Source organism: Paraburkholderia sp. Tr-20389, from assembly GCF_017104565.1.
Classification (GTDB): Bacteria; Pseudomonadota; Gammaproteobacteria; order Burkholderiales; family Burkholderiaceae; genus Paraburkholderia.
This window is the reverse complement of sequence record NZ_JAAGPD010000015.1, coordinates 74,178-87,607: the sequence shown is the minus strand read 5'-3', so window position 1 is coordinate 87,607 and position 13,430 is coordinate 74,178. Positions and strand designations below refer to the sequence as shown.

The 13,430-nt window shown below is 65.0% G+C and carries 10 protein-coding genes; 4 read left to right on the top strand and 6 right to left on the bottom strand.

What is annotated here, in order from left to right; all coding sequences use genetic code 11:
• The first annotated feature begins 113 nt into the window (after positions 1-113).
• A complete protein-coding gene (locus G3N95_RS16920; RefSeq protein ID WP_205971234.1) occupies positions 114-1,502 on the top strand; it encodes a DHA2 family efflux MFS transporter permease subunit in 1,389 nt (462 codons plus the stop codon).
• Positions 1,503-1,530: 28 nt separating this feature from the next.
• Here the strand turns inward: G3N95_RS16920 and G3N95_RS16915 are convergent, their stop codons facing one another.
• The gene (locus G3N95_RS16915; protein WP_205971233.1) at positions 1,531-2,079 is read right to left on the bottom strand and encodes a hypothetical protein; all 549 of its coding nucleotides are present in this window, start codon (positions 2,077-2,079) and stop codon (positions 1,531-1,533) included.
• Between the two features lie 108 nt (positions 2,080-2,187).
• On the opposite strand from G3N95_RS16915, the gene G3N95_RS16910 reads away from it, so the two are divergent.
• Entirely contained in the window at positions 2,188-3,114 is a 927-nt protein-coding gene (locus G3N95_RS16910) for an AraC family transcriptional regulator (protein WP_205971232.1), read from the top strand.
• The gene (locus G3N95_RS16905) at positions 3,111-5,009 is read left to right on the top strand and encodes a DUF3857 domain-containing protein (RefSeq protein ID WP_205971231.1); all 1,899 of its coding nucleotides are present in this window, start codon (positions 3,111-3,113) and stop codon (positions 5,007-5,009) included. The genes G3N95_RS16910 and G3N95_RS16905 overlap by 4 nt, the downstream gene beginning before the upstream one ends.
• Positions 5,010-5,934: 925 nt before the next feature.
• Here the strand turns inward: G3N95_RS16905 and G3N95_RS16900 are convergent.
• The 4 genes from G3N95_RS16900 to glgC all read right to left on the bottom strand — a co-directional run bounded on the left by G3N95_RS16900 (position 5,935) and on the right by glgC (position 10,543).
• Positions 5,935-6,396 (bottom strand): hypothetical protein, encoded by a 462-nt coding sequence (locus G3N95_RS16900; protein ID WP_205971230.1) that lies wholly within the window; start codon positions 6,394-6,396, stop codon positions 5,935-5,937.
• Positions 6,397-6,499: 103 nt separating this feature from the next.
• Positions 6,500-7,363, bottom strand: coding sequence for a pyridoxal kinase PdxY (pdxY, locus tag G3N95_RS16895; RefSeq protein WP_205971229.1), 864 nt, complete (start codon positions 7,361-7,363; stop codon positions 6,500-6,502).
• Positions 7,364-7,639: 276 nt separating this feature from the next.
• Complete coding sequence (glgA, locus tag G3N95_RS16890; RefSeq protein WP_205971228.1) at positions 7,640-9,100, bottom strand: glycogen synthase GlgA; 1,461 nt, start codon at positions 9,098-9,100, stop codon at positions 7,640-7,642.
• A 174-nt stretch (positions 9,101-9,274) separates the two neighbouring features.
• Complete coding sequence (gene glgC, locus G3N95_RS16885) at positions 9,275-10,543, bottom strand: glucose-1-phosphate adenylyltransferase (RefSeq protein ID WP_205971227.1); 1,269 nt, start codon at positions 10,541-10,543, stop codon at positions 9,275-9,277.
• Positions 10,544-11,010: 467 nt separating this feature from the next.
• Here glgC and G3N95_RS16880 point away from each other — a divergent pair, with 467 nt between their 5' ends.
• The gene (locus G3N95_RS16880; protein ID WP_241018621.1) at positions 11,011-12,084 is read left to right on the top strand and encodes an alpha/beta hydrolase; all 1,074 of its coding nucleotides are present in this window, start codon (positions 11,011-11,013) and stop codon (positions 12,082-12,084) included.
• A gap of 52 nt (positions 12,085-12,136) precedes the next feature.
• Here the strand turns inward: G3N95_RS16880 and G3N95_RS16875 are convergent, their stop codons facing one another.
• Complete coding sequence (locus G3N95_RS16875) at positions 12,137-13,123, bottom strand: LLM class flavin-dependent oxidoreductase (RefSeq protein ID WP_205971226.1); 987 nt, start codon at positions 13,121-13,123, stop codon at positions 12,137-12,139.
• Positions 13,124-13,430 lie beyond the last annotated feature (307 nt).

Genomic DNA, 13,430 nt, shown 5'->3' with positions numbered 1-13,430 from the left:
GCGCCGTGTCGTTCGCGTGCCATCGTCGAGAAAATGGCGTGCGCAACAAACGGTAATACCGTAGCCCACAGCGGCGCTCGCCACCTGCGGCGGATTTGCGGTAAAAGAAAAGGATGACCGACCGCGCCCGCATCATTCCGCTGATCGTTGCCTGTCCGCTGTTCCTGCAAAACCTCGATACGTCGATCATGGCGACCGCGCTGCCTTCCATCGCGCGCTCGCTCGGCGTCGAGGCACTGCATCTGAATCTCGCGATCACCTCCTATCTGCTCAGTCTCGCCGTGTTCCTGCCGGCGAGCGGCTGGCTTGCCGATCGCTTCGGTGCGCGCCGCGTGTTCTGCTCGGCGATCGGTCTGTTTTCTTTGGCTTCGGCGTTATGCGGAATCGCGACTTCGCTGCCGCAGCTCGTCGTGTTTCGCGTGCTGCAGGGGATGGGCGGCGCGATGATGGTGCCCGTCGGCCGGTTGATCCTGCTGCGCAGCGTGCCGCCCGCGCGCATGGTGGCGGCGATGGTGTGGTTCACGGTGCCGGGCGCGGTGGGGCGGCTTGCGGGGCCGCTGCTCGGCGGAGTCGTGGTGACGTTCACGTCGTGGCGCTGGATCTTCCTGTTGAACGTGCCGTTCGGCGTGATCGGCGTGCTGTGCGCGCTTTCGTTCATCGAAGACACGCATGAAGCGCTCGACGAGCGCTTCGATCTGCCCGGCTTCATCCTGCTGTCGACAGGGCTCGTCGGTCTCGTCGGTGGGCTGGACACGGCAGGGCGCGGGCTCGTGCCGCAATGGGTGACCTTCGCGTTCACGGGCACGGGCGCGCTGTCGATGCTGCTGTACTGGCTGTATAGCCGCCGTCACGCCGATGCCATCATCGATCCCTTGCTGCTGCGCTACAAGGCATACCGGACGGCCGTGCTCGGCGGGATGCCGCTGCGCATCGGCATCGGCGCGTCGCCGTTCCTGATGCCGTTGATGCTGCAGCTCGGCTTCGGTCTGTCTCCGCTCACGTCGGGATCGCTGAGTGTCGCGACGGCGGTGGGCTCGCTCGCCGTGCGCGGCGTGATGAGCACGGCGATCCGGCGCATCGGCTTTCGCACGCTGCTGATCGTCGCGACCTGCGCGACGGGCTGCTTCTACGCGTGCTATGGGTTGTTCAGGCCCAGCACGCCTCATCTGCTGATCTTTTGCGTGCTGCTGGTGGGCGGCCTGTTCAATTCGCTCGCGATGGTCACGCTCAACACGCTCGGCTATTCCGACATGCCCAAGCCGAAGATGAGCCGCGCAACGGCGCTGTCCGGCATGGCGCAGCAGTTGTCGGTGAGTCTCGGCGTGGCGTTCGGCGCGTCGCTGCTCGCGCTGACGGCGCATCTGCACGGCGGCAGCGCCGCGCATCTCACCGCGCGCGATTTCTCGCCGGCGTTCTTCGTGGTCGGCGCGGCCGTGCTGTGCTCGCTGTTCTTCTTCGTGAAGCTGTCGAAGGACGAAGGCGCGGAGTTGCGGCAGCACTGATCCATCTGCACGGCGGCTCGCAAGGGCGCTAGCCGCGCCTGCGCCGCGCGACGAACTCGCCTTCCAGATTCCATGTGACGCCGTCCGGCGCGAGCGCGACGCCTGTCCAGCGGAACGCGTCGTCGGCGATCTCGGTGAAGTTCCAGCGGATCGGCGTACCGTTTGCGTGCGTGCCGATCTGCACGATATCGCGCCCGATTCTCCGTCCGACCAGTTCGTCGCGCTGTCCGTTCGCGGGGTTGATATAGGTGACGCGCCACGCTTCGATGGCGGCATCCCAGACGCGCAGCGTCGTGCCGTACATGTCGAAGCCGGGCTCGCGCGGCGCGCCGCGCTCCGCGAGACGCGGCATGATCCACACGTCCTGCACGGCGCGGCCTTCGAGCGCCCAGCCGAAGTGAATTTCGCCCGTCAGATGCCGCTCGCGGACGTCGACGCGATAGTGCAGCACGTCCATGTCCCAACTGCCGACGAGCCAGCCGTACAGGTCATGCGCTGCGTCGATGTCTGCCGCGCGCCCAGGCGCGCCGAGTGCTGCATGAAACCCGCGGGCGAGACCTTGATCCAATGCATTCATTGAACGTTGCTCCCTCTGCCGAAGTCGATTGAAAGGGGCGGCGACGCATCGCGCCGCGCCTGCCGCCGTTGTGATAAAACCAGCATACGGACCCCACGAGGTGACATCTTGGGAAAAATTGCCGTCGATCTCGAAGCCGCGCTGGCACGCCGCGACACGCTCGGCGTGCCCGGCGACACGCGGATGCGCACGCTGGCGGCGGGCGACGGCTGGTCGGTGACGGATGTGCTGTGCACCTTCGGCCCGCGCGACCGGCCGTTCGAGGAACGGCATGCAGGCGTGTGCATCGCAATGGTGGTGGCGGGGGCGTTCGGCTACCGGTCCGCAGCCGGGCGCGAACTGCTCACACCCGGCTCGCTGCTGCTCGGCAACGCGGGCGAATGCTTCGAATGTGGCCATCGGCATGCACCCGGCGACCGCTGCGTGTCGTTTCACTATCAGCCTGAGTATTTCGAGCGGTTAGCAGCGGACATGGGCCTGTCTCGTACCGACGCATCGTTTCGGCACGCCCGCATGCCGCCGCTGCGGGTGTTTTCCTCATTGATCGCGCGGGCTTGCAGCGGGGCGACGCATAGCGCGCCTGTTGCATGGGACGAACTCGCCGTCGACCTTGCCGATCTCACTCTGCGTTCGACGCAAGCCGATGCGAAACGCTGTGCAAGTGCGACGAGTGCGACGAGCGCGAGCGCCTGGTCGCGCGTCACGCAGGCCGTGCGCCTGATTGACGAAACGCCCGATGCGCCGCATCCCCTTGCGAGTCTCGCGCGACTGTGCGGCCTGTCCGATTTCTACTTTCTGCGCAGCTTCGAACGGGTCACGGGCGTGACGCCGCATCAATATGTGCTGCGCGCGCGCCTGCGTCATGCGGCGTTGCGGCTCGTCGACGAGGACGCGAAGATCGTCGATATCGCGTTCGATAGCGGCTTCAACGACGTATCCAATTTCAATCACGCGTTTCGCGCCGAATTCGGCATGAGCCCGCGCGCATGGCGTACGCAGCGCGGCGCGCGGCGCTGCGAGGCGCGCAAGGCATGAGCCGCCACGTTCGCCGCCTGCGCGCAGCGGCTGTGCTGCCGCTGCTGGTTTGCGCCTGCGGCGCGGCGGCGGTGCACGCGCAGGAACGCGTCGCATCCGACGACGTGCCGCCGTCGACGATCGAGCGCGATGTGCATCTGTTCGTCGTGCAGAAGGACGGCTCGATCGAGGAGCACGACGACACGATCCTGCGCGCGAACACGACGAGCGGCGTCGACGATATCGCGCAGCGCTACGTGTGGTTCAACAAGGACATCGAGCAGGTGCAGCTGCTCGCGGCCGAGACGATCGATCGCGACGGCGTCGCGCATCCTGTCGGGCCCGATGGCATCCGCGACGTTCAGGAGCCGCGTTCGGCGGGCGCGCCGACCTTCCAGGACGGGGTGCTGCGCACGGTGATCTTTCCGGGTGTCGAGCCGGGTTCACGCGTGCATCTCGCGTTTCGCAAGACACGCTCGGTGCCGCTGCAAGGCGGCACGTTCGCGTATTTCGTCGAACCGACGCGCGGCCCTGTCGACATGCAGCAATTGATCTTCGATCTGCCCGCCGACGTGCCGCTCTACGCCGATGCGCGCGGCTATGTCGCGTTGCCGCCCGTCACGGAGAACGGCCGCACGCGCTACACGTTCGAGTACCGGCATGGACCGTATGCGCCCATCGAAGCGGGCGCCGTCGGCTACGCGACCTGGGGTGACCGGCTGATGGTGTCGACGACGCGCTATTTCGCGTCGTTTGCGGAGCGCTACCGGACGGCGGCGCAGGACCCGACGTGGCACGATCCGGCGGTTGCGCAACTCGCGCAGGCGCTCACGGCGCACACCGGCGATCCGCGTGAGAAGGCTCAGCTCCTGTACGACTGGGTGCGTTTGAACATCCGCTATGTTGCGCTTTTTCTCGGCGAGACGGCGGCCGTGCCGCACAAGGTCAGCGATATCCTGCGCAACCGTTATGGCGATTGCAAGGATCATGTCGCGCTGTATGGTGCGATGCTCGCGGCAGTCGGTATCGACAGTCAGGCGGTGCTGCTCAATCTCGGGCCTGTCTATGCGCTGCCCGATGTGCCGGGGTACGGCGCGAGCGCGATCAATCACGCGATCACGTGGATTCCTTCGCTGAAGTTATACGCGGATACGACGGCGGGCGGTGTCGGCTTCGGTTATTTGCCGCCGGGCGCGATGGACCGGCCCGTGCTGCTGGTCGACGACGGCGAGCTCGCGCGCACGCCCGCGACGCAGGAACGCGGCCGCAATGCGCGGCTGGCGATCGACATCGACCGGACGGGGACGGCTGCTTTCACGTATCGGGTCGAGGATGTGGGCGTGCCGGCGGAACTCGAGCGCAACGTGTTTCGTCGCGCGACGCGGCAGCGTTGGCAGCAGATTGCTGCCGACCGTTTGCGGCAGACGGGGTTGCACGGCATTGCGCGGATGCAGCCGGGAGAGTTGACGGCGACTTCAGGGCCGTTTGCCGTTGCGATGCAGGGGACGCTGGAGCACTTTACGTGGCCTGACGGCACGACGGCATTGCCTGCGTTGACCAGCCTTTCGGGGGGCATTGCGACGCAGGTGCAGGCCTGGCTCGCCGAGCCGGAGAGGACGCAGCCGTGGGTCTGCATTGGTGGGGATTTTGATGAGACCGCTTTGATTACGCTTCCCGATACGGTGCGGGTCACCGACTTGCCTGTCGACAGTGAGGTACGGGATCGGTTTTTCGACTATCAGTCTCACTATGTTTTTGATCCTGCTACGCGGGTCGTGCAGATTACCCGGCGGCTTCGCGCGGTGTTTGGGCGGCAGGTGTGCAGCCCCGATGAGTTCGCTCAGGCGCGAAGTTCTCTAGTGAGGATTGAACGCGATGCGTTGGCGCAAATTGTGGTTCGCGGTGTTGTGCGGTAGGTTTTTTGTTGTCTGCGACGCAGTCGCTGTTCTGGTTTTTTTTGCTGGCGAGCGCCTTTGTTCGCTGGCATTCGCGATTTCATGTCGGTGTTCAGGCGTTGCCCCTGTGCGGGGCGGCACTTACTTTCTTTGCCGCCGCAAAGAAAGTAAGCAAAGAAAGCGGGCTAACCCCGCCAGTGCTAGTTGTTGCCTGCGGGCCCCCGACGGCTCCCGCACTCCAGGCGGCAGCACATAGCTTTGCGCCCGTTGCCAGCGCCTCGAACAGGCGCATCACCCACTCCAGCCACCCGTAGCGCAGCCCACGGCAGCGACCCGTCCGCGCCGCCCAGGTGGCAAACTATGTGTAGGTTGTTGCACCGTACGCGTTCGCGCTCCTACGACACCGATCCCGCTTTTCAGTCCGGAGTGGTGCACGTCCATCGCGACGGCCTACACACAGTTTGCCACCTGGGCGGCAGTCGATTTCTGGTAACGCAGGTTGTGACGCGGGGGCGTGAAGTGGGTGAGGCGAATCCAGGTGCGCTGGCAACGAGCGAGGATTAGCTCGATGCCGCATGAGGCGTAAGAACTGTTGGGGGCCCGCAGGCAACAACTAGGATTGGCGGTGTTAGCCCGCTTTCTTTGCTTACTTTCTTTGCGGCGGCAAAGAAAGTAAGTGCCGCCCCGCACAGGGGCAACGCCTGAACACCGACATGAAATCGCGGATGCCATCGGCAACAGAACCGGATGCCATCGGCAACAGAACCGGATGCCATCGGCAACAGAACCGGATGCCATCGGCAACAGAACCGGATGCCATCGGCAACAGAACCGGATGCCATCGGCAACAGAACCGGATGCCATCGGCAACAAAACCGGATGCCATCGGCAACAAAACCGAACGCCATCGGCAACACCAAAAGCCGTGCGCAGCACAAAAAAGACCTTAAATCTCCCCCTGCATCCGCAGCAATTCCTCCCGCAATCGCAGCAGCGGCTCCTTGACATCATCTTCGGCCCACGTATCGAGGTCATCGATAGCCCGCTGACACCCATCGAGCACGACATCAACATCAACAGGCACCCCATTGGCGATCGCAAACTGAATCGTCTCAGCAAACTGCTGACACTCTTCCTCGCCATACGAAATATCGAGGTTATCGCCAATCACGACGGCGATATTGCTACGCGCCTTGTCATCAGGCGTCACCATCTCGATGATGCCCCGCGCCACAGCGGGCGAATAATACAGCGCGATATCGAGCCATTGCGCAGCGTCGAAGTCCGCTTCGCCGAACTGCGCTTCGAAGAATTCGATCGCTTCCTGCTCATGCGCCTCGTCTGCGTCGACGCTGATGCATAACTCTTCAAACTGCTCTTCACGTTCGCTGCGGATTGTGCCGTCCATCAGTGCCTCTTTTGCCAGTGTTGCCAGTGCCAATAAAAATGCCGCGCAAGGTTCGCGCGGCAGGCATTATAGGACGTCGGGCTGACAGGCGACGCCGTGCGCTCTACGCCGACTCCACCACCCACGCATCGAACCAGTCGCGCGGCCGCGCAATGTCGTCCTGTGCCGCGACGATCTCGAGTTCATACCGCCCCGCGTCCCACGTCGCGCGCACCACGGCATTGACAGCAGCAAGCGTATGCTCGAACGCGCTGCGCACGGAGTCGCCGAGCAGCGTGCGGGCGACGAACACAGCACTCGTCATGTCGCCGACACCCACCGGCTGACGCGCGAACGGATACAGCGGACGCTGCCCCATCCACGCTTCGCGCGACGTCACGACCAGCATGTTGAAGCGGTCCGCGAGACTGTTGCGATCGAGCAGATGCTTGACGAGCACCATCTTCGGACCGCGTTTCATCAGTTCGCGGCACGCGGCGACGGCTTCCTCGACCGTCTCGATCTCGCGTCCGACCATCCGCTGCAACTCGCTGTGATTCGGGCACATCACGTCGGACACTTCAGGCATCGTCCTGACGAGAAACTCCTGAATGCCCGGCTCGACGCGGCAGCCCGTCGCCGTGCCCATCACCGGGTCGCAGATATAAAGCGCGTGCGGATTCGCCGCCTTCACGGCGCGCACGATTTCGATCACGGCCTGCGCCTGCTCGGGCGTGCCGAGATAGCCCGAGAGCACGGCATCGCAACGCGGCAGCATGCCGATCGCGCCGATGCCCTCGACGAGCGCCAGCATCTGCGACGCGTCGATCGCGCTGCCTTCCCAATGGCCGTATTGCGTATGGTTCGAAAACTGCACCGTGTTGAGCGGCCACACGTTGACGCCAAGGCGCCGCATCGGGAACTCCGAGGCGCCGTTGCCTGCGTGCCCGAATACGACGTGCGACTGGATGCTCAGAACGTTTTTCATGTTGAACCGATACGGCGCGAGGAGCGCGCCGGTAGAAAGAAGGCTGAACGGATGGGCGATCAGGTGCTCGTTGCCGATCGATGCTTCTGCCGTCGGCGTGGCCCTTCATGCACCGCTTTGGCGCGAGGCGCAGCGCGCGCCCGGCATACACGTCACAGCCGGTTCATCACAAGATACATGAGATTTCGCGCTGCGGAATCGATCGGGCCCCGTCGTGTTGCGCCGAACCATCAAAGCGCGCGCCGATGATGCGCAGGATCAAGGGCGCTTGCATGCTCACACCAGCTCGCGATAGAGCGCGAGATAGCGCTCGGCCGACGCGCCCCAGCCGAAGTCCTGGCGCATTGCGCGGCGCTGCGCCGCTTTCCAGTCGGTGCGCCGCGCGTACAGCGCGAAGGCGCGGCGGATCGCGGCCGTCAGCGCTTCGGGCTCGAAGCGCTCGAATATGAAGCCCGTCGCGAGATCGTCGGCGATGTTTTCGAGCGACGCATCGACGACCGTGTCGGCCAGGCCGCCGACGCGATGCACGAGCGGCAGCGCGCCGTACGCAAGCGCATAGAGCTGCGTCAGGCCGCACGGCTCGAAACGCGACGGCACCGCGATCACGTCGCTGCCCGCGATGATCTGATGCGCGAGCGTTTCGTCGAAGCCGAGTTCGACGGCGACGCTCTCGGGATGCGCCTGCGCGACGCGCTGCAAGCCGTTTTCGAGCGCAGGGTCGCCCGTGCCGAACACGACCAGTTGTCCGCCGCGCTTGATGATGTCGGGCAACGCGGCCAGCAGCAGATCGAGGCCTTTCTGTTCCGTCAGCCGGCTCACGACGCCGAACAGCAGCGCGTCGCCCTTCGGCGCGAGATGGAAGCGCTCCTGCAGCGCCGTCTTGCACGCACGCTTGCCGGCGAGGCGCGTGTCGGTGTAGCGCGCCGCGATCAGCGGGTCGACCGACGGCTGCCATACCGTGTAGTCGACGCCGTTCAGGATGCCCGACAGATCGTGCGAACGCTGGCTCAGCAGCCCATCGAGCCCGCCGCCCTGCGCAAGCGTCTGGATTTCGCGCGCATACGTTGGGCTCACCGTCGTGATGCGGTCGCTGTAGAAGAGTCCTGCCTTCAGGAACGACATCTGTCCGTAGAACTCGACGCCGCTCATGTGGAAGAAATCCGCAGGCAGGCCCAGCTGGCCGAACTGATGCGCGGGAAAGATGCCTTGGTAGGCCAGGTTATGGACCGTGAAAATGGCGCGCGCAGGCGGCTTGCCGTGCTCGCGCGCGGCCGCTTTCAGATAGGCGGGCGCGAGGCCCGCATGCCAGTCGTGTGCATGGACGATCTGGGGCGCCCAGGCCGGGTCGAGATGGAGCGCGAGTTGCGCCGCGACCCAGCCGAGCATCGCGAAGCGTTGCGCGTTGTCGCCGTATGGCACGTGCTCGGCGTCGAGATACGGATTGCCGTTGCGGTCATAGAGCGTTTCCGCGCGGATCACGTAGACGATCAGGCCGTTGGCGGGCAGCGTGCCGCGCTCCAGCGTCACGTTCGATGCGCCGAATCGCTCGCCGATTCGCGCCACGGGTTGCAGGTCCGACAGCCCGGCGACCACGGCGGGGAAGCCGGGCAGCAGCACGCGGACATCGGCGCCCAGTTCGATCAGCGCGGGCGGCAGCGCGCCCACGACATCGGCGAGACCGCCCGTTTTCAGAAGGGGATACAGCTCGCTTGCGACATGCAGCGCGCGGATCGTCATGGGCCTGAATCCTGTCGGTGAACGTTCGGTTGGGGGTTGCCGTGCGGCGTGTCGCCGGTGAGATCCATGCATAAAAGCGCACGGACCATGCAGGAGGCGCGCAACCCGTCTCGCGCGCCCGGCGTCTGCTGTGCCGGCTGCGAGTTGTCTGCGCTTTCCGGACGACGGCCGGCGCTAGCGCGCCGTCTGCCGCTTGAGCGCTTCCGCCGTCACCAGCACGACGCCGCTGTCCGTCCGGTAGAAGCGCTCGCCGTCGCGCACCGGGTCTTCGCCGATCACGGTGCCGTCCGGAATGTGGCAGCCGCGGTCGATCACGACCTTGCGCAACCGGCAACTCGCGCCGATCGACACCTGCGGCAACAAGACTGCCTCAGCGATGTTACAGAACGAATTCACGACCACATTCGACGACAGCACCGAGCGCGAAATCTGCGAGCCGGAAATCACACAGCCGCCGCACACGATCATGTTCGTGCCCGAGCCTTGCAGCCCGTTCAGGTCGCGCACGAACTTGGCGGGCGGCAACTGCTCCTGATGCGTCCAGATGGGCCAGTTGCGGTCGTAAAGGTCGAGTGCGGGGATCGTCGACGCAAGATCGAGATTCGCGGCCCAGTACGCGTCGATCGTGCCGACGTCACGCCAGTAAGGCTCGACGCTCGGGTCCGACGACACGCACGACATGCTGAACGGATGCGCGATCGCATGACCCGACGTGACCACACGCGGAATGATGTCCTTGCCGAAGTCGTGGTCCGTCGCGACGCTGGTGATGTTGTCTTCGAGCATCGAGTACAGGTAGTCGGCATTGAACACGTAGATGCCCATGCTCGCGAGTGCGATGTCAGGGCGGCCGGGCATCGCGGGCGGATCGGCGGGTTTTTCGACGAAGCCCGTCACGCGCCGGTCCTCGTCGACGTGCATCACGCCGAACGCGACGGCCTCCATGCGCGGCACCTCGATGCAGCCGACCGTGCAGTCGGCCTTCGACTCGACGTGGTCCATCACCATCCGCGTGTAATCCATCTTGTAGATGTGGTCGCCCGCCAGCACGACGACGTATTTCGGGCGGATCGAGCGGATGATGTCGAGGTTCTGGAACACCGCGTCGGCCGTGCCGCGATACCAGTGCGCGCCTTCGACGCGCTGCTGCGCCGGCCACAGATCGATGAACTCGTTGAACTCGCCGCGCAGGAAGCCCCAGCCGCGCTGCACGTGCCGCAGCAACGAGTGAGCCTTGTACTGCGTGACCACGGCGATGCGCCGGATGCCCGAATTCAGGCAGTTCGACAGTGCGAAATCGATGATCCGGTACTTGCCGCCGAAGTGCACGGCGGGCTTCACGCGCTTGTTCGTGAGGGGGCCGAGGCGCGTGCCGCGTCCGCCCGCGAGGACGATGGCGAGCGTGGTGTGTTGCAGATCGTTGAGGCTTGCCGGCGTATCCATGTGCGTCTCCGTGTTATGGGTGAGCCCTGGTGGAAGCTTTTTCTTTGCCCCGGCGTTCTGATTGTTGTGTGACGCTGTTCGTTGTTCTTGTTTGTGTGTGCGACGGCCTGCTTTCTTTCGGGCTGGAAATGTCGATGCACGTCGGATGCCAGCCAGCGATTAGTCTGGACCATGCGCATGCGGCGCGCAACATGCCGCGTTCGGCACGCCACATTCGGCGTGCCGCTGGCTTGGACACCTATGCGCGGCAGGTAAGAACGGCTGTCCCGCCGCGCGTCAGGCGATGCTTGCGGGCAAATTGTTCCTGACCGGCTGCGCGTCCGTCGCATGTGGCGAATTGAAACGGATGTTTGGCGGGCGAATCAAGGGGTTTGCGTCGAAGCCATTGCAGACGGCGCTGCAAAGCGGCGGTAACGCGGGCATCATGACGGGCCCGTCTGCATTCATCGACAGCCATCCCATCGTCTATGACTTTCCGTTCACCTTTCGTTGCCGCTTCCCTGATCGCATGCGTCGCCGCGCTGAGCCTCGGTGCCTGTGCGACCCAGCCTGCCACGGGCTCGTCCGCCACGTCGGCCGCTCCAGCCGATAACGGTCCGGCCTACGGTCCCGAACTGCAGGGTTTCGACTATCCGGCGCCCGTGCATCAGTTCGAATTCACCTCGCAAGGCGAGGCGCTCCATATGGCTTACATGGATATTGCGCCAGCGCATCCGAACGGCCGCACGGTCGTGTTGCTGCACGGCAAGAATTTTTGCGGCGCGACGTGGGAAGGCTCGATCGAGCGGCTGTCGGCGGCGGGGTATCGCGTGATCGCGCCGGATCAGATCGGATTTTGCAAGTCGAGCAAGCCGCAGCGCTACCAGTTCAGCTTCCAGCAACTGGCGCGCAATACGCATGCGCTGCTCGAATCGATCGGCGTGAAGAACGCGACCATCGTCGGCCATTCGACGGGCGGCATGCTCGCCATCCGCTACGCGCTGATGTACCCCAGCGAGACGCAGCAACTGGTGCTCGTCAATCCCATCGGACTCGAGGACTGGAAGGCGAAGGGCGTGCCGTCGCTGTCCGTCGACCAGTGGTACGGGCGCGAACTGAAGACGACGGCGGACGGCATCCGCCGCTACGAGCAGGCGACCTACTATTCGGGGCAGTGGCGCAGCGACTTCGAGCCGTGGGTGCAGATGCTCGCGGGGATGTATCGCGGGCCGGGCAAGAAGGAAGTCGCGTGGGACTCGGCGCTGCTGTACGACATGATCTATACGCAGCCGGTTGTTTATGAACTGGGGCAGGTGAGCGTGCCGACGCTGCTGTTGATCGGACAGAAGGACACGACCGCAATCGGCAAGGACGCGGCACCACCCGAGGTGCGCGCGAAGCTCGGCCATTACCCGGAGCTTGGCCGCGCGGCCGCGAAGGCGATTCCGCACGCGACGCTCGTCGAGTTTCCCGAACTTGGCCACGCGCCGCAGATGCAGGATCCTGCCGCGTTCCACAAGGCGCTGCTCGACGGACTGGCCGCCATTCCCGCGAATCGTTGATGGCAGGTGAGACAAGCGAAGGCTAACGTTGCCTTCGCTTGCAGCGTGCCCGTTAAACCAGTTCGTCCCGCACCTGCGCGCCGATTTCGAACGAACGCAGCCGCGCCGCGTGGTCGTAGATCTGCGCGGTCAGCATCAGTTCGCTGGCGCCCGTCTGCTCGATGATCGAGCGCAGGCCGTCGCGAACCGTGTCGCGATCGCCGATCACCGAGCATGCGAGCGAATGCCGCACGCTGCTCATTTCCATGTCCGATGCCGCGACCTGATCGACGGGCGGCTGCAACTGGCCCGGCGTGCCGCGCCGCAGGTTGATGAACTGCTGCTGCAGCGACGTGAAGAGGCGCTGCGCTTCGGCGTCGGTGTCGGCGGCGAACAGGTTCACGCCGACCATCGCGTACGGTTTGTCGAGTGTTTCCGATGGACGGAACTGCGTACGGTACACGTGCAGCGCCTGCATCATGTAGTCGGGCGCGAAGTGCGACGCGAACGCGAACGGCAGACCGAGCGCCGCCGCCAGCTGCGCGCTGAACAGGCTCGAACCGAGCAGCCACAGCGGCACCTTCAGACCTGCGCCCGGCACGGCGCGCACGCGCTGGCCAGGCACCGGCTCGCCGAAATAGCGCTGCAACTCGACGACGTCGTCGGGGAACGAATCGGCGCTGCCGTGCAGATCGCGGCGCAGCGCGCGGGCCGTGGTCTGGTCGGTGCCCGGCGCACGGCCGAGGCCGAGATCGATACGGCCCGGATACAGCGACGCGAGCGTGCCGAACTGCTCGGCGATCACGAGCGGCGCGTGATTCGGCAGCATCACGCCGCCCGAGCCGACGCGGATCGTTTTCGTGCCGCCCGCGACGTGCCCGATCACCACCGACGTCGCGGCGCTCGCGATGCCCGTCATGTTGTGATGCTCGGCGAGCCAGAAGCGCTTGTAGCCCCATTGCTCCGCGTGCTGCGCGAGATCGAGCGAGTTGCGGAACGCGTCGGCCGCAGTCGCGCCGGCCGTGATGGGAGAAAGATCGAGGACCGAAAAAGGAATCATGGCAAAAGATGTGCGGCCAACCATCGCCGTTTGCAAGGGCGACGCGCGGACCGTCTGGCGTGCGAAAAACCGGATTGTGCCAAAGGCCTCCCGTTCCTGCTGGCGGCCTGATCATGTCCCTGACGCCAGCAGGGTCGGTGGCGGCGAGATGCCGTTACCGCCTGGACGTCGATGCAGAAAAGCCCTGAAAACAGGGGCGAAATCCGTCGTGTCGTACATCGACCGCGTCCCGAGCGTGTGCCGTCGCACGGACGTTCGCGCGCGCGGGCGTTACTGTGCAAGCGTCGCCGCCCACGCTGCGGATCTG